General features: G+C 71.4%; 14 protein-coding genes and 1 pseudogene. 5 read left to right on the top strand and 10 right to left on the bottom strand.

Features of this window, described 5'->3' with window-relative positions:
- Positions 1-117 precede the first annotated feature (117 nt).
- From B207_RS0111410 to rpmH, 10 genes and pseudogenes are all read right to left on the bottom strand, one after another.
- The gene (locus B207_RS0111410) at positions 118-1,047 is read right to left on the bottom strand and encodes a ParB/RepB/Spo0J family partition protein (protein WP_018636666.1); all 930 of its coding nucleotides are present in this window, start codon (positions 1,045-1,047) and stop codon (positions 118-120) included.
- Positions 1,048-1,541: 494 nt separating this feature from the next.
- Positions 1,542-2,546: pseudogene (locus B207_RS42820) on the bottom strand (ParA family protein); the annotation flags it as partial.
- Entirely contained in the window at positions 2,509-3,264 is a 756-nt protein-coding gene (gene rsmG / locus B207_RS33530; protein WP_051102499.1) for a 16S rRNA (guanine(527)-N(7))-methyltransferase RsmG, read from the bottom strand. The gene rsmG and the pseudogene B207_RS42820, both read right to left, overlap by 38 nt.
- Before the next feature lie 517 nt (positions 3,265-3,781).
- The gene (locus tag B207_RS42555) at positions 3,782-4,489 is read right to left on the bottom strand and encodes a hypothetical protein (protein ID WP_326828402.1); all 708 of its coding nucleotides are present in this window, start codon (positions 4,487-4,489) and stop codon (positions 3,782-3,784) included.
- Entirely contained in the window at positions 4,389-5,222 is an 834-nt protein-coding gene (locus B207_RS42550; RefSeq protein ID WP_326828404.1) for a glycosyltransferase family 39 protein, read from the bottom strand. Before B207_RS42550 ends, B207_RS42555 begins: the two co-directional genes overlap by 101 nt.
- Before the next feature lie 589 nt (positions 5,223-5,811).
- Positions 5,812-6,405, bottom strand: a complete 594-nt coding sequence (locus B207_RS0111390) for a Jag family protein (RefSeq protein ID WP_026310944.1) — start codon at positions 6,403-6,405, stop codon at positions 5,812-5,814.
- Between the two features lie 229 nt (positions 6,406-6,634).
- Positions 6,635-8,056, bottom strand: a complete 1,422-nt coding sequence (gene yidC / locus B207_RS0111385) for a membrane protein insertase YidC (RefSeq protein WP_018636660.1) — start codon at positions 8,054-8,056, stop codon at positions 6,635-6,637.
- 12 nt (positions 8,057-8,068) lie between these two features.
- Positions 8,069-8,524: a membrane protein insertion efficiency factor YidD gene (gene yidD, locus B207_RS0111380; protein WP_026310943.1), complete on the bottom strand. Its 456-nt coding sequence runs from the start codon at positions 8,522-8,524 to the stop codon at positions 8,069-8,071.
- The gene (rnpA, locus tag B207_RS38215; protein ID WP_084692101.1) at positions 8,521-8,922 is read right to left on the bottom strand and encodes a ribonuclease P protein component; all 402 of its coding nucleotides are present in this window, start codon (positions 8,920-8,922) and stop codon (positions 8,521-8,523) included. The genes yidD and rnpA overlap by 4 nt, the downstream gene beginning before the upstream one ends.
- A gap of 29 nt (positions 8,923-8,951) precedes the next feature.
- Positions 8,952-9,089 carry a 50S ribosomal protein L34 gene (rpmH, locus tag B207_RS0111375; protein WP_018636658.1) on the bottom strand — a complete coding sequence of 46 codons (138 nt, stop codon included), beginning with the start codon at positions 9,087-9,089 and terminating at the stop codon, positions 8,952-8,954.
- Between the two features lie 1,216 nt (positions 9,090-10,305).
- Between rpmH and dnaA the strand changes: the two genes are divergently transcribed.
- The 5 genes from dnaA (at position 10,306) to gyrB (ending at position 19,120) form a co-directional block, all read left to right on the top strand.
- Entirely contained in the window at positions 10,306-11,829 is a 1,524-nt protein-coding gene (gene dnaA, locus B207_RS0111370) for a chromosomal replication initiator protein DnaA (RefSeq protein WP_018636657.1), read from the top strand.
- A 1,612-nt stretch (positions 11,830-13,441) separates the two neighbouring features.
- Positions 13,442-14,602, top strand: a complete 1,161-nt coding sequence (gene dnaN / locus B207_RS0111365; protein ID WP_018636656.1) for a DNA polymerase III subunit beta — start codon at positions 13,442-13,444, stop codon at positions 14,600-14,602.
- A gap of 1 nt (position 14,603) precedes the next feature.
- Positions 14,604-16,079 (top strand): DNA replication/repair protein RecF, encoded by a 1,476-nt coding sequence (gene recF / locus B207_RS0111360; RefSeq protein ID WP_018636655.1) that lies wholly within the window; start codon positions 14,604-14,606, stop codon positions 16,077-16,079.
- Positions 16,080-16,134: 55 nt separating this feature from the next.
- The gene (locus tag B207_RS0111355) at positions 16,135-16,731 is read left to right on the top strand and encodes a DUF721 domain-containing protein (RefSeq protein WP_026310942.1); all 597 of its coding nucleotides are present in this window, start codon (positions 16,135-16,137) and stop codon (positions 16,729-16,731) included.
- 283 nt (positions 16,732-17,014) lie between these two features.
- Positions 17,015-19,120, top strand: a complete 2,106-nt coding sequence (gene gyrB / locus B207_RS0111350) for a DNA topoisomerase (ATP-hydrolyzing) subunit B (protein WP_018636653.1) — start codon at positions 17,015-17,017, stop codon at positions 19,118-19,120.
- Positions 19,121-19,240: the final 120 nt, after the last annotated feature.

Below are 19,240 nucleotides of genomic sequence, written 5' to 3'. Positions count from 1 at the left end.
GGGTGCGAACCGCAGGCCGGCCGTCGGGTCAGGGAACGGCCGTCGGTTGGGTCCACAGGCCCCGGGCGCCCCGGAAACGGGCCTGCGAGGAGACGGACCTGAGGGGAGGCGGACGGATCAGGAGACGGCCGAGCCGGGCGACATCGCCTCGACGATGCGCTCCAGGTCCTCCAGCGTCGCGAACTCGACGGTGATCCGCCCCTTGTTCCGGCCCATGTCCACCTTCACCCGCGTCTCGAGCCGGTCGGACAGCCGGTCGGCGATGTTGGTCAGCGCCGGGGCCGGCGACCGCGGCTGGCGCGGCGCACGCTTGCGTGGCCCCTCCTCTCCCAGCGCCACGATCTCCTCCACCGCCCGCACCGACAGCCCTTCGGCCACGATGCGGGTGGCCAGGCGGTCCTGGGCCTCAGGGCCCTCCAGGGAGAGCAGCGCGCGGGCGTGCCCGGCCGAGAGGACACCGGCGGCCACCCGCCGCTGGACGGCCGGCGGCAGGCCCAGCAGCCGGATGGTGTTCGTGACATGCGAGCGGGAACGGCCGAGCCGGCCTGCCAGCTCCTCATGGGTGGCGCCGAAGTCCCGCAGCAGCTGCTCGTAGGCGGCCGCCTCCTCCAGCGGGTTGAGCTGCTGGCGGTGCAGGTTCTCCAACAGCGCGTCGCGCAGCATGGCGTCGTCCGCGGTCTCCCGGACGATGGCGGGCACCCGGTCGAGGCCGGCGAGCCTCGACGCGCGCCAGCGGCGCTCACCCATCACCAGCTCGTACCGACCGGGCAGCAGCTCGCGGACCACGATCGGCTGGAGCAGACCCACCTCCTTGAGGCTGTCGGCCAGCTCGGCCAGCGCGTCCTCGTCGAAGTGGTTGCGCGGCTGCCGCGGGTTGGGGGTGACCGAGTCCAGCGCGATCTCGCGGAAGGTCGCGCCGGCGACCGGGGCGGGTGCCGGCCCGCGTTCCGGAGCCACGCCCGGCTGGTGGTAGGCGTCCGCGGCCTCGGCGGACGCGGGGATGAGCGCGCCGAGCCCGCGGCCGAGTCCGCCGCGCCGCGTCGTCATCGGCGGACCCCGTTCAGGTCTGGACCGCCGGGACCCGCGTAGCCGCCCGACCCCGGGTAGCCGTCGGTGGCCGGGTGGGCGTCGGTGGCCGGGTAGCCGTCCACGGCCTCGTAGTCGTCGGCGGTCGGGTAGCCGTCAGCCGACGAGTAGCTGTCAGCCGGCGCGTAGCCGTCGCCCTTCGGGTACGGGGTGGTGCTCGGGTAGGCCGCGGCCTCGGCATAGCCGTCCACGCCGCCGCTCCGCTCCGCGCTGCGGAACTGCGGAAGGGGCGCGGCGCGGCGCTCAGCGGGCTGCTGCGGCCCGAAACCGGCGGGGGCGGTGTCAGTGGCGGGGGAGCGCCCGTTCACTGCTCCGGGCGCACGTGGGACGGGCCCGCGCTGAGCCCCGCCGCCGGGTGTGAGAGGACCGCCCTGCGCGGCGGGTGCCGGTGCGGCCCCGGCGGCGGGGGGAGTCTCCCGCTCGGGCGGGGTGGCGGCGCCGCGAGGTGCTGCCGCCCCGCGCTCGGCGAGCTCCCGTGCCGCAGCCAGGTACGACAGCGACCCGCGGGACGCCGGGTCGTAGGTGAGGACGGACTGCCCATAGCTCGGTGCCTCGGCGAGCCGGACGTTGCGGGGGATCGTGGTGTTCAGCACCCGGTCGCCGAAGTGCTCTTTCACCTCGTGCACGACCTGGTCCGCGAGCCGGGTGCGCGAGTCGTACATGGTCAGCAGGATGGTCGACAGCCGGAGCTCCTGGTTGAGATGGGCCTGGACCAGCTCGACGTTACGCAGCAGCTGACCGAGGCCTTCGAGGGCGTAGTACTCGCACTGGATCGGGATCAGGAGCTCACGGGCGGCGACCAGCGCGTTGACCGTGAGAAGGCCCAGGGACGGCGGGCAGTCGATGAGGACGTAGTCGACCTCGTTCCGCATGCCCTCGATGGCCCGCCGCAGACGGGTCTCCCGCGCCACCAGGGAGACCAGCTCGATCTCGGCGCCGGCGAGATCGATGGTGGCCGGTGCGCAGAAGAGCCCCTCGGCTTCACCGGACTGCACGACGATCTCGTCGAGTGGCCGGTCGCCGACGAGCACCTCGTAGATCGACGGAGTCCCGGAGCGGTGGTCCACCCCCAGCGCCGTCGAGGCGTTGCCCTGGGGGTCCAGGTCCACCACGAGCACCCGGATGCCGTGCATGGCCAGTGCGGCCGCGAGGTTGACGGTGGTCGTCGTCTTCCCGACGCCACCTTTCTGGTTGGCGACGGTGATGACCCGCCGCCGCCTGGGTCGGGGAAATGGCCGTCGTCGTTCCATCGTCAGTGCTTCCACCGCTGCTGCCGCCGCCGCTCCGATCGGGGTCGAGGAGTCGAGGGGGTCCAGCCCCGGGAAGCCGGACGCGTGGCCCGGAGTCCCCCCGTGTGCCAGGCCACCCCAACCCGTCGACGCTGCTTCAGGTGCCCTCGCCATGTGATGAGGCATCTGTGTTTCACGTGGAACGAGACCGTCCACGTGCCGGTCGATCAGGAGTGCCCTCCCGTGCTCGCCGTTGCTGTGTCGCCCGCCTGGCCTGCCGGTCATCCGCGCCGCGCCGTCCCCTCCCGCCGTCCCCGCGAGCCGACGAACGGGAGCGCACAGCGCGCAGCAGGCGGGTGGGCTCCTCCACCAGGCCAGCTCCGCACGTCACGACGTCCACCTCGCGCCAACCCTGGGAATCGAGATCACTACGCGCCGCCTGCAATTCCTCAAGGATTCGCGAACCGCGCAGTGCAAGCATGACACCGCCCGGACGAGTCATCGGAAGCAGTACCGCGCCAAGTTGCGCCAAAGGAGCCACGGCGCGGGCCACGGATACGTCGAAAACCCGACGTGGCGGCAGGTCTGCGAAGTCCGGTGCGCGGCCGCGCACAACCGTCACCTGTTCGTCCAGGCCAAGCTGTGCCACAACTTCGCCGAGAAACCGGCACCTTCGGTCCATCGGCTCGAGCAGGGTCACCCGCAGGTCCGGTCGGGCGAGCGCCAGGGGGATTCCCGGCAGACCCGCGCCGCTGCCGACGTCCACCACCTCGGGTGGGTGGCCGGGTGAGCCGGCGGCATCCGGCGCCGCCGCGGGGATGGCCTCGGCGAGCACCGCGCAGTTGAGGAGATGCCGCTCCCACAGCCGGCCCGTCTCACGGGGACCGATCAGGCCACGTTCGACGCCAGCCGTCGCCAGCAGCTCCGAGTACCGGACCGCCAGCGGCAGGCGCGCACCGAAGACGGTGGCCGCCGCCGACGGAACAGGCTCGACTCCACCGGTCTCGCCGTCGCTGCCGTCGCTGCCGTCGCTGCCGGCGGGGCCACTGCCGAGACCACTGTCGAGGCCGCCCGCGCCACGGGCGCTCTCTGAAGTATCGGGGCCATCCTGACCGGTCACTGGCAGGCCGCCGTCCGGTTGCCTCGCGCGCGGGCCACTGTCACGGCGGGGTGGGGACGCGGCAGGCGCGCCCTCCCCCGATCGGGGGAGGGCGGTCTGGACAGGCCGGAACGAGCCGACAACGGGCGACACCCGCGACGGGTCAGGAAGGTGGGGTATGAAGGCACAGAACCAGCATCCCTGCTCAACACGCGCTGACGGGCCAGGCGCTGCCCAGGATAGGCGCTGTGTCGGGACTCAGGGCTCGGAGAGCCGTTTCGGGACGAGTGACCCGCCCGCCGACACCGCTCAATGTTTCCCGTGAATCATTCCGCCGGCACCGACAGGATCGGCACCGACAGGACAGTCAGGCCGCGCAGCGCCCGTAGACCGTGACCGATCCAGTGAGTCGAAACGACCAGCGCTCACCGGCACACCAGCCGTCGGCGCGCAGCGCGGCAAGCCCAGCGGCCATCTCTCGTTCCTCGATGTCGAGGATGAAGACAACAAGTCGCTCCGGCTTCCGAGGGCGCGCCAGCTGAGCGGCAAGCGGTATCAGGCGACCGGCGTCATCGCGGAGATCGGCCCGCACGAAGACGGTCTCGGCGCGGAGGACCCGGGCCGGCTCCCGCCCGGCCGGCGTACCCGCCGGCACGGGGGGCAGCCCGCCGGGAGACCGCGGCGCATCGTCGCTGACCTCCATGGCGTAGGTCCAGCCGGGCCGGGCCAGCCGCCCGCCGACGACCACGACATCCCCCGGACGGACCAGGCGCCGCGCGGCCACCGCCGCGTCGACCGTGAGATCCATTCCGCGCAGGCGGTCCCGCCGCTCCCACAGCAGCCCATTCCCGGACAGCCCGCCGGCGGCTGCCACACCCGCGGCCAGGACCACGGCCATCACCGCGGACACTGCGCCGACAGTCCCGCGGAGGGGGAGGAGACCGTCGGAAAGGAACGCGCGGCGGACCACCCGGTCAGCGCCGACCAGCACGACCAGGAGAAGCAGCGGTACGAGGAACTGGTTCGTCCTGGTCGGACCGAACGGCCAGAACCGGACGGCGCTCGCCGCGAGCATGAGAAGCTCGGCGCCCGCGACCACCCCCAGGACCTGCCGGCCGTCCGGGCGGCGGAGCAGCGCCGCCGCCCCGACCAAGCCGAAGCCGACTGTCGCCGGAGCAAGCAGCCAGGGCAGCTGGTGCGGCAGCTCGACGAACACCGGCAGGAGACTCGGGTCGAACCTGTCGATCCCCGGCGGGGATCCGGTGACGGTCAGCCAGAGCTGGTCGGCGACGAAGACCAGGGCTTCCCACGGGTCTCGTCCGGCGAGGAACTGGGTGTCCCAGTAGACGCCGCCGCGCTGCGCGGACTGGTGCCCGAGGAAGACAAGCGTGTGCGGTGACGAGACCGACGGCCGGCAGCCCCTCGGCCAGGCGGCGTCTCCGCTTCCCGGCACCGGTCAGGACGTCCAGCGCGGCGAGCGGCACGACCACGAAGACCGCGGGCACGGCGCACAGGGCCACGATGCCGGCCGCCGTGCGCCTCGTCCCGCGGGCACGTTCGTCGCGACCGCCGGGCACCGGCCCCAGCCACAGCAGGACGACGGCGACCACCGCGAGTGTCTCGATCGCGTACGGCTTGAGCTGGCTCGCCAGATCGAGGAAGGTCGCGTTCAGGCACAGCAGGCACACTGCGGCAACCGCGGCGGCGCGCCCGGCGAACCGGCGGACCAGGACGGCGATCGCGACACCCAGGGCGGGGACCGCCAGCAGGCCCGGCAGCCGCAGCGCCCAGCCGTGCCAGCCGAACATCTCGCCGGAAAGCCGGACGAGGCCGAGCCAGCCGAGCGCGGAGGGTGTGTTGGCCACCGAGAGCTCGGACCACAGTGAGCCCACCGGCTCGCTGACGAAATGACCGCGCCAGATCTCGTCGTACCAGAACGGGCGGCGCAGGTAGGCGGAGAGGAGGACCACCGGCCCCGTCAGGGCCGCGACGACGAAGACAGCCGTCCACAGCCGGGCGTGCCTCGGCACCCGGACGGCCTCAGCCCCGCCAGGACCACCGACCCCGCCAGGCGCGGCGTCGTCGCGGACCGCGACTGGCGTGTGCGGCTCGCCCGTCAGACGCTCGGCCTCGACGCCCTGTGCTGGCACCGTCGGCACCGGCGGCACCGGCGCTGTCGGCGCCGACGGGATGCCGACGGCCGGGTCCTCCACCCGTGGCGAAACCACCCGTGCTCCCCGATCCCGCGCTGGACGCCCGGGGCCCCGGGCGCGGTGACCCCGCCGGGGCGGCTCTTCACACCGCGGCACCACGTGCGCACGCAGGTGGCGCCCGTGCGCGTTCAGGTTTGCCGACGGTGCCGGCCCCCGGGCAGGTTCCCGCGACGGTACACGGCCGTCAGTCGGGCAGGACCACGACCCTGCGGCTGGGCTCCTCGCCCTCGGACTCGCTGTGCACGCCGTCGATCGAGGCGATCACATCGTGCACGACCTTGCGCTCGAACGGCGTCATCGCGGCCAGCTTCCGCGGCTCGCCGCTGTCGATGACGCGGCGGGCGGCCGTGGTCGCGACCTTGCGCAGCTCGATCCGCCGGCGGGCGCGATGACCGCCGACATCCAGCATCAGCCGGCTGCGCATGCCGGTCTTCTGCAGCACCGCGAGCCTGGTCAGCTCCTGCAGGGCTTCCAGCGTCTCGCCACCGGGACCGATGAGCTTGTCCAGCCCGTCGCCGACCACGGCGACGATGGCGCGCCCGCCCTCGACGTCCAGGTCGAGATCACCGTCCATGTCGACGATGTCGAGCAGACCCTCGATGTAGTCGGCCGCGACCTCGCCCTCCTGCTCCAGGTCGGCCAGGCGGCGCTCCTCGGGGCGGGCGGAATCCGCGGACTCCTCGGTCGTGGTGGTGTCGGCCCCGGCCGCGGAGCCGTCCTCGTTGGCCGCGTCGGCCTCAGGTCCTTCCACGGCCAGATCAGGTGCCGAACCGGTCATCAGCATTACTCCAGGGGAAAGTGGGCGGCGGTGCCGAGGGTACTCCGGCGTCCGGACGCCGCAGGGTCAACGCGACGCTGTCGGGGGCGACCGACGCGGACGTTCCGGGTCGTCCCGGCCAGACTGCCCGGACGATGCCTGTGGTCGGGTCCGGGACCGCTGCCGGGCGTGGGCCCTGGGACGTCGACCGGACACCTCGTGGAGCGGGTTCGGGGCCACCGCCCGTACATCACCGGCGCCCGCCCGGCCGCTTGCCCTTCCCGCGGCGCTTCGCGGGCCGGGACCCACCGGGTGCGCGACGCGCGCCCGCGGGTACCGGCGCCGGGGTGGGCCGGGCTGCCTGGTCGGCGTCGGCGATGCCGTTCGTCCGAGGCGTGCCCGCCGCGGCGGGCACCGAACCGGGCTGGGTGTCGTTCACACCGTCCGCCAGCCCGCCTGTCGCGCCCACCGTCCCGTTGCCGCTCGCGGCATCGGGCTTGCCAGCGGAGGGAGCACCCTTCGTTCCTGCCGCGGCCGCACCTGTCCTGCCGGCGGCACCGGTCCTGCCCGTGGTACCGGCCTTTCCTCCGGCACCGGGCTTGCCGGCGGCACCGGTCCTGGGGGTGCCGTTGCCCGCGGACGCACCGGTCCGGGAACGTGTCCCGGGCGGGGCGGTCGACGGCCGGCTGCCCGACCGGGGCGTCGCTGCCTGCGCGCCGGTGGCTCCGGCCCCAGCCGTGCCCTTGGTGAGAGAGACCTCGTCCGCCCGCGGGCGGCTCTTGGATTTGGCACCCGCGCGGGCGCCGGGAGCGGGCCGGGAAACCGCGGCGCCGTCCGCCGAGCCGGGACGCGCGCCCGGCACCTTGCCGCCGGCGCCGAGCGGCTTGATCGGCGGCATCTTCTTGATGACGAAGAACTGCTGGCCCATGCTCCACAGGTTCGTGGTGAACCAGTACAGCAGGACGGCGATCGGGAACTGGAAACCGAAGATCGCCAGCATGAGAGGCGAGCCGTACAGCAGGACCTTCTGGACCATCGCCTGCTGGGGGTCGACCGGCCCGGTGCGCGACATGATCTGGCGCTGCGTGAGGAAGGTCGTCGCACCCATCAGGATGATCAGCACGACCGCGAGAATCTTCGTGTTGGTCCCGTTGCCGTCGAGGAAGTCCAGGAACTCCTGCGAGGAGGTGAACTTGCCTGACAGCGAAATGCCCCACAGCTTCGCCGAGGCGATCTGCTCCACCTGATCGGCGGACAGGCCGACCCGGGGCCGCCAGACCAGGGAGCCGCCCGGCCCCTCGTTCATGGGGGCCAGGTGGGTGAAGACGTGGAAGAGCGAGATGAACAGCGGGATCTGCAGCAGGATCGGAAGGCAGCCGAGGAGCGGGTTGCCGTGCTCCTTCTGCAGCTTCATGATCTCCAGCTGCATCTGCTGCTTGTCGTGCCCGTACTTCTCCCGGATCTCCTTGATGTGCGGCTGCATCATCTGCATCGTCCGCTGGGACTTCACCTGCTTGACGAACAGCGGGAAGATCAGGATGCGGACGGAGATGACCAGCAGGACGACGGACAGCGCCCAGGAGAAGAAGCTGTCGTGGCCGAAGATGGGCCCGAAGCCCTTGTGGAAGAAGACGATCGCGTTTGCCGCGAGATGGTAAAGCGGATCCAACACCAGTCTGTCTCCTCACACCCGCGTTCCGCGACGGGAACCTTCGATCTCGGAACGCGTCCCCCGGCGGGGGGACGCAGTGCGATACCCGGGCCAGACCTGCACCCGATCGGTGCTCCCGGCCGCCGCGCCGGGCACCGGGTCGTAGCCGCCCGCCGACAGCGGCTGACAGCGCAGCAGCCGGCGCACGGCCAACAGGCCACCGATGACGCCGCCGTGACGGGTGATCGCCGTCAGGGCATAGGCGCTGCACGACGGTTCGAAGCGGCAACAGCCCGCGTTCCGCCCCGACCAGCCCGCGCGATAGAGCCGTACCAGCGCAGCGAGCGCCCAGGCCAACGGGCCGCGCACCGCACCGCTGGATGTCCGGGCCAGTACGGGGAAACGGCTGGCTGTCAGGGGAGCGGCGAGACCGAGGTCGGCGAGCACCAGCAGCACAGCTACTGTGCCGAGCGCCGCGGCCACGCTCATGTGGACCGGGCCGTTCGCTGCGGCCCCGCGGAGCGCGGGGAAGCAGCGGGCCGGACGGAACCGGCGGACCGCACCGCTCGGAAAGCCGAGTCAAGCGAACTACCCAGCTCGGCCGACGTCGCGCCCGCCGCACCGGGCAACGCCCGGATCAGCACCGCGGTTCCCCTCGGCAGGGATGACAGCCGCAGCCGGGTCTGCTCCCGCAGACGCCGACGGACGCGGTTACGGACCACGGCGTTACCAACCCGCCGCCCGACGGTGAAGCCGGCCCGGGGCGGGCTGTCCACATCGGTGTGCACGCTGTGGACAACGACTGACCCCGCCCGAACACGCCGCCCGGACCGCCCCAGTTCGGCGTGGTCCTGCTTTGTGCGTACTCGGGAGCCCCGGGGGAGCATGGCCGGACGGCGGCGGGCTTGTTCCGCCGTCAGGCGGAAAGCTCGTTGCGGCCCTTGCGGCGGCGGGCGGACAGGATGGAGCGGCCCGCGCGGGTCCGCATCCGGAGCCGGAACCCGTGGGTGCGGGCCCGCCGGCGGTTGTTCGGCTGGAAGGTGCGCTTACTCACGTGAGGACTCCGGAGACACAGGCGGGCGGGACACCGGCGGCACGCCGGTCATGGCTGACACCTCGGCTACGGGGCCAGGACCCGGGCCAACAGCATCGGCCCCCCAAGGCTAGGGGAGACCGCTCGCCGAAGCCCACGTCCGGGAAGCCAGACCCTGCGTTTCGAACAGGCACCGAGCCTCAGAAGGCACTGAGCCGTTTCGAACAGGCGCCGAGCCGACCGTCGCCGTGGTTCGCCCTAGCCTACACACGATGCCACCAACGCCGGGTCCGTCCTGACCGCAGGCCACGCTCACGGCGCCGATGCGTGGCCGGTGCGTGGCCGTCGGGAGACCCCGATCCCGTCCGCGGTGCCCTGCTGTTAACGTTTGGTGCTCTGTCCGTGCCTCCGTGAACGTCCGCAACCTCCGTCCGCGCACCACCTGCAACACGAACCCGTGCACCACCCGCTCCCTTCGCCCGGACGCAGGGTCACGGGCGGGCAGCACCGCCACCTGTCGGAACCACGCACCGCCTGGCCCGGCCGCCACCCGATGTGGGCCGACCGCCGGTGCCATACCCGATGCGGTGTCATGTCCATGCACAGGTTGTGGACGACGTTGTGGAGAACTTTCTCGGAGGAGCCGTGTGCCGCCGGACACGACAGGCCGCAGAGCTGTTCCGGCAGCCCGGGACCGGTCGTGGACCGTGCCGACACCGCGGGGGTCCCGCGCACACCGGCCGTGGCGAGGCGGAACAATCCCCAGTAGCACAACCGCCCCACGCCCTGTCACCGCTGCCCTGTTAACTGCCCCGTACGGTCCGACTAACTGCCCCGTACGGTCCGACCACGAGACAGCGAACAGATCCTGAACCCCGCGAACGACGAGGAACGACCCGCAACCGCCAGCAGCGCCCCACCGCCGACTCCCGCCCGGGGCCGTCCCGGATCCCGTCGGCACGACACATCGCTCGTCGGCCGGCATAGTCGTCAGTCCGGCCCTGTTCGTCAGCACAGCAACATCCGACGGCAGCCGGGGCAGAAGGACTGACCATCGGGACGGGACGACCGCAGACCCCCAGCAGACACCCAAAGACCACAGCCACAGCCACAGCCAGAACGTCAGTGCAGCCACAGCGTCAGTGCCAGCCGGAGCGTCAGTGCCAGGCCAGCGACTCCGGCTCCGGCGGTCGTGTGGTCCGCCGAAGAGCCACGAAGAGCCACAAGGAGCCCCGCAGTGACCGACCTCAGCGCCGACTCCGTCGCCGGTCTGCCGTCCCGGGGAGCCGCGCCGACATCCGATCCGGACCTGTCGGCGGTGTGGGAGGAAGCTGTGGCCGGTGTCGCGGATGGCGCGCTGTCGGCACAGCAGCGTGCGTGGCTGCGGCTGACCCGGCCGCTCGGTCTGGTCCAGGACACGGCGCTGCTCGCCGCACCGAACGAGTTCACCAAGGACCTGCTCGACTCCCGGCTGCGGCCGTTCCTTTCCACCGCTCTCTCCTCGGCCTACGGCCGGGAGATCCGGGTCGCGGTCACCGTTGAGCACACGCCGGACCCCGAACCGATGACCGGACCGCTCAGTCTGCCGGGCACCGGGTCCGACATCCCCCGGCACGGGCTGGGCGCCGACACCACCGCGGACGACAACGGCCGGGTCGACGGCCCAGCGCCCGGGCGGATGTCACCTGGCCTCGGCCGCGACCCGTCTCCCCGGCCGTCCGAGCCGGCCCGGCTCAACCCCCGCTACCTGTTCGAGACCTTCGTCATCGGGGACAGCAACCGGTTCCCCCACGCTGCGGCCGTGGCGGTGGCGGAAGCACCGGCCAAGGCCTACAACCCGCTGTTCATCTACGGCGACTCCGGCCTGGGCAAGACCCACCTGCTGCATGCGATCGGCCACTACACGGTCCGGCTCTACCCCGAGAGCAAGATCAAGTATGTCAGCATGGAGGAGTTCACCAACGACTTCATCGCGTCGATCCGCGACGACCGGCAGCTCGCCTTCCAGCGCCGCTACCGCGACATCGACGTGCTCCTCGTGGACGACATCCAGTTCCTGGAGAACAAGGAGCGGACGCAGGAGGAGTTCTTCCACACCTTCAACGTCCTGCATGACACCGAGAAGCAGATCGTCATCAGCTCCGACCGCTCGCCCAAGCAGCTGTCGGCGCTGGAGGACCGGCTGCGCAGCCGGTTCGAGTGGGGCCTGATCACCGACGTGACACCGCCGGACCTGGAGACGCGGATAGCGATCCTGTCCAAGAAGGCGGCCACCGAGCGGCTCCCGGTGCCGCCGGACGTCCTCGAGTACATCGCCACGCACATCGAGCGCAACATCCGCGAGCTCGAGGGCGCCCTGATCCGGGTCGCCGCGTTCGCGAGCCTCAACAAGTCCCACGTCGACCGCACCCTGGCCGAGATCGTCCTGCGCGACCTCATCCCCGACGCGGCCAACCCCGAGATCACCGCGGCGGCGATCATGAACGCGACGGCGGCGTACTTCGGGGTCTCCATGGACGACCTCTGCGGGACGTCCCGCAGCCGGGTGCTCGTCACGGCCCGCCAGATCGCGATGTACCTCTGCCGCGAACTGACGGATCTTTCGCTACCGAAGATCGGCCAGCACTTCGGCGGACGCGACCACACGACGGTCATGCACGCCGACCGCAAGATCCGCGGACTGATGGCCGAGCGCCGTGCGATCTACAACCAGGTGACCGAGCTGACGAACCGGATCCGCGCGCAGGCCCGCCACGCCTGAACCGGCGCTCGTTCGAACTGCGACGGCCGGCACGGCCGGGATGGCATAGCGGAAAGACAGCCGCGGTAAATACGGCCCGAATCGGGCATAACGCACAGTGCCTCGATGACCCGTCTCTCCCGGACGAAGTAGCAGAGATACGGCCGGGTGCGCTGCGCCCCGCGCCCAGTGCCAACCGCGCCCAGTGCCAACCGGGCCCGCGGAACGACTTTCTCCTTGCGCCGTTGACCGCGGCTCACCATCGCCACTTCGCAACCCGCGCGCCCTCTCGGTTGTGCGTGTCCCGTCATGCCCTTCTGACAGCGGCGTGCGCTGTCATGGGACGGCGTTCCACCGGCCGGCACCCTGAGATGTCACGGACGTCGCGGCATCGCACCCGGCCCTGCGCGGCCGTCGGCCCTCGCCCAACGGGCTGCCGGGCACGCCCGGCAGCCCCCACACCGGCAACCCCCACACCGTCATCCTCAAGCCCCCGAGGGCCCCCGAGGGCCCCCGAGGGCCATCCTCGGCTTCCTGAAGGCCGGTGGGCATGCGCTCCCCGCGACGGGGGAGTGGTGCGGACGGCGAACTCGTGGCCTTCTGCCCGTTACCCGCTATTCATCCAGTTTCCCTGCCAGAAGACCTGGAATTCCTATAACGGGCGAGAGCTGACGTGTGCATCCGAACAGGGGTGCCCGACGCGGATCGGGTATATCTCCCGAACGGGCACTCGCACCACCTGCCGGCCCCTCTCGAGCCCGACCGAGAGGCCACTAGTGGTATTTGCCCACAGGTTGTGGAGAAGACTGTGGATAAGTCGCCGTTCTCGGTGCGAGACGGTTGATGTTGGTCAATGTCGGTCGATGCCGGTCGTCCCGGGCTGCCGAGCGTGTCCCGAAACCGCGGAACAGTGGTCTCGTGGCCTGTGGGTAGCCGGTGGATGAACGTGTGCACAGCCTGTGCGCATCTGGGGGGGTGCTGTGGAATCGATCAAGCCCTGGGGATAAGCACCTTGATCATCCACATCGTCGCCCCCAGGATGCGCACAGGCCCATAGGTGCCCTGAGCTGGGAGAACGCCGGTTCTCCACAGTTTCCACAGCCCCTACTACTACTACGAAGGAGATCTTCTTCAGGAGAGAAAAAACGCGAAGCAGTAGGGCCTGGGGACAAGTGCCTGAAAACGATCTTGGTGTGGTCCACGGCTCCGGGCGGCCCGTCTGCTCATGCCGCGCCGATCACCCGCCTGGACGCGTCGTCCCCGCGGGCGCCTCCCGGCAAACGCGTTCACGCAAACGCGTCATGAACGTGCAGGAGCGCGTGCGTCAGCGGACGGGTTCCAGGCCGGGTGGTGGGCACGGTTGTCGGTGGCGGAGCCGGACACCCCGGCACCGCCGTCCAGGCGCCCGGGTCGGTGTGCCACCCTCGGAACACAGACCACTCGCCGCACGCCCGGCCGGCTCTGAGATGCTGGATCGGGTCAGGCTCGGCATCGTGGCCGTTCGTCCGTCCCGGGTGGCCGGGGCGTGGCATTCGGTGGTGGCGGCTGGTTCCTGTGCGGCTCTACCGGTGATGTCAGGTTCCGCGGCTCGCCGCAGGCAACGGCGGACGTGGAACGACGGGAGGACATGTCCATGAAGTTCCGGGTGGAACGGGACGAATTCACCGAAGCGGTGGCCTGGACGGCGCGCACCCTGCCGAGCCGGGCGACCACCCAGCTGCAGGTGCTGGCCGGCCTGCTGCTCGACGCCACCGGCCCGGCGCTCAAGGTCGCCGCGTTCGACTACGAGGTCGCTGCCCAGGGCGAGGTCGACGCGACGGTCACCGAGGAGGGCCGCGGCCTGGTCAACGGCAAGATGCTGGCTGACATCACCCGCTCACTGCCCGCGGCCCCGGTCGATGTCAGCGTCGACGGCACCCGCCTCGTCGTCGCCTGTGGCAACGCCAGGTTCGCGCTGCCGATGCTGCCCGTCGACGACTACCCGACCCTGCCGCCGATGCCGGAGATCACCGGCCACATCGAGGGCGCCGCGTTCGGCAGCGCCGTCGCACAGGTCGCAGTGGCAGCGGGCCGGGACGACACCCTTCCGGTCCTCACCGGCGTCCGGGTCGAGATCGAGGGCGACACGCTCACCCTCGCCGCCACCGACCGGTACCGGCTCGCGGTGCGCACCCTCAAGTGGCGCCCGGCGTCGCCGGATGCGTCCGGCGTCGCCCTCGTTCCGGCCCGCACTCTGCTCGACACCGCCAAGTCGCTGTCGGGGGCTGGTGTGGAGGTCGCCATCGCGCTGGGAACCGGTCCGTCGGGCGAGACCCTCGCCGGCTTCGCCGGGAACACCCGGCAGACCACGACCCGGTTGCTGGAGGGCACCTTCCCGCCCTACCGCAAGCTGCTGCCCGACAGCTCGCCGCTGATCGCCCAGCTGGAGATCTCCCCCCTGACCGAGGCCGTCAAGCGGGTGGCCCTCGTCGCCCCCCGCACCGCCCCGGTGCAGCTGACCTTCACCCCCGACCATCTCGTGCTGGAGGCCGGCACCGGCGGTGAGGCGCAGGCGTCCGAGACCCTGCCGGTCACCTACGACGGCCCCGAACTCACCGTCGCGTTCAACCCCGCCTACCTGCTTGACGCCCTCGGCGCGCTGGAGTCCGACATCGTGCGGATCGGGTTCGCCAGCGACGAGGACGCGGCCCTGGCCGCGAACAAGCCCGCGATCCTCACCGGCAAGGGCGGCGACGACCAGACGGAGATCCCCGACTACCGCTATCTGCTGATGCCGATTCGTCTCAACGGGTGACGTGCATCTCACGCACCTGTCCCTGACGGACTTCCGCTCCTACCCGCGGCTTGATCTGCTGCTGGAGCCCGGGGTCACCGCGTTCGTGGGAGCGAACGGGCAGGGAAAGACGAACCTGATCGAAGCGATCGGATTCGTTGCCACTCTGGGTAGTCACCGGGTCGCGAACGACGCCCCCCTCGTGCGGGAGGGATGCGCGGAGGCCGTGGTCCGTTCCCGGATCGTCCGCGGCGACCGGGCGGCACTCGTCGAGATCCAGATCATGCCCGGGAAGGCCAACCGGGTCCGGCTGAACCGGGCCCCGTTGCAGCGGGCACGTGACGTCGCCGGGCTGCTTGCCACGGTCCTGTTCGCACCGGAGGACCTGGCTCTCGTCAAGGGAGATCCGGCTGAGCGGCGGCGGTTCCTCGACGAGCTGCTCGTGGCCCGCTCACCGCGGATGGCCGCTGTCCAGGCGGACTACGACCGGGTGCTGAAACAGCGGTCGGCGCTGCTGCGGACCGCCGGCGCGGCCCGGCGTGCCGGTAGCCGGGGCGACCTGCGCACCCTGGAAGTCTGGGACAGACACCTCGCCGATCACGGAGCTGAGCTGCTCGCGGCCCGCCTGGCACTCGTCGAGGAGCTCCGGCCGAGGGTGTGCAGCGCCTATGCCGCGGTTGCCGGGGAGGACTCGCCCACGGATCTCGCCTACCGTTCGAGCGTCCCCGACGCCCCCCGGCCCGGGGCCGACGCACCCGACGAGGCAACGGCGACTGGCCTGACGAGGGGCGACACCGGGAACGGGACCGGGCACCACGACACAGCGAGTGATCGCCCAGCAGGCAACGACACAGCCGACGGATCCTCCGCGACGTCATCAGCCTCGTCCGGGATACCGGCGCCGGACGCCGCCGCGCCGCGGGACACTCCGGTCGCCCCGGCGGTGGGCGCCGGGGCGGACGCCCCGAACGACGCGACGCCGGAAGTCGTGCCCGGCGTGCCCGGTGCGGCTGGTGCGGACAGAACAGGCGGGGACGGAACCGGTGGAGCGGGCGGAGTCGGTGGAGCGGCCCGGCGTGCCGCGGCCGCCAGTACACGGGCCGGCCTCGCCGAGGCCATCCTGGCCGGGCTCGCCGAGGTCCGCTCTCAGGAGATCGAACGCGGGGTCACGCTGGTCGGGCCGCACCGCGACGACCTGCTGCTCTCGCTGAAGGGACGTCCCGCCCGGGGATATGCGAGCCATGGCGAGTCATGGTCGTTGGCGCTCGCGCTGCGGCTGGCGTCGTTCGAGCTGCTTCGCGCGGATGACCGGGAACCGGTACTGCTGCTGGACGATGTGTTCGCCGAGCTCGACGCGCGGCGCCGGGCGCGGCTCGGGACCCTCGTCGCGCAGGCCGAGCAGGTGCTCGTCACCGCGGCCGTCGGTGCGGATGTGCCCGCCGAGCTGGCCGGCACCCGGTTCGAGGTGGCTGCCGGCGAGGTGCGACGTGTCGGCTGACGACGCCGCCGCGTCCGCCGCGTCCGCCGCGCGTGGTGCCGACCTCGCTCGCGAGATGCTGGCGCGCGCGAAGCGGGACGCGAGAGCCCGCGATCAGAACAGGTTCGGCCCGCGACAGGGCCGTGGCGCCGGCGGCCCCGGCACCACGGCCGATACCGTCGACGGCCCCGGCACCGGGGATGCCGGCGGAGGTCACGGTTACGGCCCGCGGCGTGGCCGCCGGGGCCAGGAGCGCCCCGGTGATCCGCCGCCACGGCCACGGCTGCCGGGCATCGCGCCACCGGGCCGGGAGTGGCGGACGCCGATGGCGTTCGGCTCCGCGGTCGCGCGGCTGGTGGCGGAGCGCGGCTGGCAGACCCAGGCGACGGATGCCTCGGTGCTGGCGCGGTGGGACGCTCTCGTCGGGCCGGACATCGCCGCGCACTGCACGCCGGTCTCGCTGCGTGACGGCGAGCTGGAGCTGGTCGCCGAATCGACGGCGTGGGCAACCCAGCTGCGCATGCTGTCGCGGCAGATCCTCGGGATCCTGCGTCGTGAGCTGGGTCCGCACGTCGTCCGCCATATCACGGTGCGTGGCCCAGCTGCTCCCTCCTGGAGTCGCGGGGGCATGTCGGCGCCGGGCGGGCGCGGGCCGCGGGACACATACGGATGACATTCCGGCTCCCGGGCCGCCTCTCAGGGACGAGCTCGGTATCGCCCCGAACGGGCGCTGCGGACCTGATCGGGAGCAGTGTCCGGATCGTCCCGGTGGCGCCACGGACCGGTCGCCCGTCGCAGACGGACGCAAGGCCACGGCCGATGTGGAGCCGGTAGGGGGCCACACCCGCCCGGAATTCGGGGCCCAGCGCACAGCTGAGAGGGCACCTTGCGTCCGTTACGGCGGGTTGCCGGGTAGACTGAGGAGTACTTCCGTCCAGAACGAGGGGACCTGCCGCGTGGCCTACGACGCTAGTTCGATCAAGGTTCTCGAGGGTCTCGACGCGGTACGCAAGCGCCCGGGTATGTACATCGGCTCCACCGGGGAGCGGGGTCTGCACCACCTTGTCTACGAGGTTGTGGACAATGCGGTGGACGAGGCGCTCGCTGGCTACTGCGACACGATCACCGTGACCCTGCTGGCCGACGGCGGCGTTCGCGTCACAGACAACGGCCGTGGTATCCCGGTCGGCGAGCATCCCGTCAAGAAGATTCCCACGGTGGAGCTCGTGCTCACCACCCTGCATGCCGGCGGAAAGTTCGACGGCAAGTCCTACGCGGTTTCCGGCGGTCTGCACGGCGTCGGTGTCAGCGTCGTGAACGCGCTGTCGACCCGGCTCGACGTCGCGATCGAGCGGGAGGGCCACTCCTGGTTCCAGCCCTATGCGGGCTCCCGCCCCGCGGCACCGCTGGCGAAAACAGGAACCTCGAAGAAGACCGGAACGACCATCACGTTCTGGGCCGACCCGACGATTTTCGAGACCACCACGTACAAGTACGAGACGCTCTTCCGTCGCCTGCAGGAGATGGCCTTCCTGAACAAGGGCCTCTCCATCACCTTGCGTGACGAGCGAGGCCCTGCGGCGAAGGACCCGGCCAGGGCCGCGAAGGCGGTGGCCGCCGCTGCGGCGGAGGACGGCGCGGACGGCTCTCCAGACGGCGTGGAGACCGACGCCGCGGGGGTGGCTGCCGAGGTCACGGCGGCCGTCGACGGTTCCGGGGCAGCGGCGGCGGAGGCGCTTGAGGCCGCCGAGCCGACCGAGGTCACCTTCAAGTACGACAACGGGCTGGTCGACTTCGTCGGTCACCTGAACGCGACCAAGGAGGCCATCCACCGCAGCGTGATCTCCCTCGAGGCCCAGGGCACGGGCATCGAGGCGGAGCTGGCGATGCAGTGGAACGGCGGTTACAACGAGTCGGTCTACACCTTCGCGAACACCATCAACACGCACGAGGGCGGAACCCACGAAGAGGGTTTCCGGGCCGCGCTCACCAGCGCGGTGAACGCCTACGCGAAGGACCAGAACCTACTCAAGCCGGTGAAGGCCGGTTCGAAGAACTCCGACGAGCGGCTGTCCGGCGACGACATCCGCGAGGGCCTCACCGCCATCATCTCGGTGAAGCTCGCGCAGCCTCAGTTCGAGGGCCAGACGAAGACGAAGCTCGGCAACACCGAGGCCAAGAAGTTCGTCCAGGAGATGTGCTACGCCGCGCTGAAGGACTGGTTCGAGGTCAACCGGACCGAAGCCCGCGCGATCGTCAGCAAGGCACTCGACGCGCAGCGGGCCCGGATCGCCGCCCGCCAGGCCCGCGACCTCACCCGGCGCAAGGGCCTGCTCGGCGGTACCGGCCTGCCCGGCAAGCTGTCCGACTGCCAGTACACCGACCCGGAGCGCTGCGAGCTCTACATCGTCGAGGGTGACTCGGCCGGCGGCTCCGCGAAGGGCGGCCGGGACTCCAAGTTCCAGGCCATCCTGCCGCTGCGCGGAAAGATTCTCAACGTGGAGAAGGCCCGGATCGACAGGGTCCTGAAGAACACCGAGGTCCAGGCGCTCATCCAGGCCCTGGGCTGCGGCATTCACGACGACTTCGACATCGCCAAGCTGCGCTATCACAAGATCGTGCTGATGGCGGACGCCGACGTCGACGGCCAGCACATCCGCACCCTGCTGCTCACCCTGATCTTCCGGTTCATGCGCCCGCTGGTCGAGGCCGGGCACGTCTTCCTGGCCCAGCCCCCGCTCTACAAGATCAAGTGGGGGCGTGAGGACTGGGAGTACGCCTACTCCGACCGGGAGCGTGACGGTCTGCTCGAGCAGGGCGTCGAGGCCGGGCGCAAGCTGCCCAAGGACGCCATCCAGCGGTTCAAGGGCCTCGGTGAGATGAACGCCACCGAGCTCTGGGACACCACCATGGACCCGGACAAGCGAATTCTGCTTCAGGTGACGCTGGACGACGCCGCCGTCGCCGACGAGCTGTTCTCCGTCCTGATGGGCGAGGACGTCGACGCGCGGCGCAGCTTCATCCAGCGCAACGCGAAGGACGTGCGCTTCCTGGACATCTGAGCCAGCCCCCGTCGGGTCGGATCCGGGCTGACCGGGCCGACCGACCCGGCCCGGCGGGGCGATCTGGCGTTCCCGATCCCGGCGGACCCGCGAGTGAGCGGCCCGCGGATGGCCACGGCC

The organism is Parafrankia elaeagni (assembly GCF_000374165.1).
GTDB lineage: Bacteria > Actinomycetota > Actinomycetes > Frankiales > Frankiaceae > Parafrankia > Parafrankia elaeagni.
Note: the sequence above shows the minus strand (reverse complement) of the source record. Positions and strands in the feature narration are given on the sequence as shown.

Coding starts and splice junctions, on each gene's coding strand:
- B207_RS42555 (WP_326828402.1), bottom strand. CDS start 4,489: ATGCTCGCGGCGAGCGCCGTCCGGTTCTGGCCGTTCGGTCCGACCAGG.
- rnpA (WP_084692101.1), bottom strand. CDS start 8,922: ATGCTCCCCCGGGGCTCCCGAGTACGCACAAAGCAGGACCACGCCGAA.
- B207_RS0111390 (WP_026310944.1), bottom strand. CDS start 6,405: ATGACCGGTTCGGCACCTGATCTGGCCGTGGAAGGACCTGAGGCCGAC.
- B207_RS0111355 (WP_026310942.1), top strand. CDS start 16,135: ATGCTGGCGCGCGCGAAGCGGGACGCGAGAGCCCGCGATCAGAACAGG.
- dnaN (WP_018636656.1), top strand. CDS start 13,442: ATGAAGTTCCGGGTGGAACGGGACGAATTCACCGAAGCGGTGGCCTGG.
- B207_RS0111410 (WP_018636666.1), bottom strand. CDS start 1,047: ATGACGACGCGGCGCGGCGGACTCGGCCGCGGGCTCGGCGCGCTCATC.
- B207_RS42550 (WP_326828404.1), bottom strand. CDS start 5,222: ATGTTCGGCTGGCACGGCTGGGCGCTGCGGCTGCCGGGCCTGCTGGCG.
- yidD (WP_026310943.1), bottom strand. CDS start 8,524: ATGAGCGTGGCCGCGGCGCTCGGCACAGTAGCTGTGCTGCTGGTGCTC.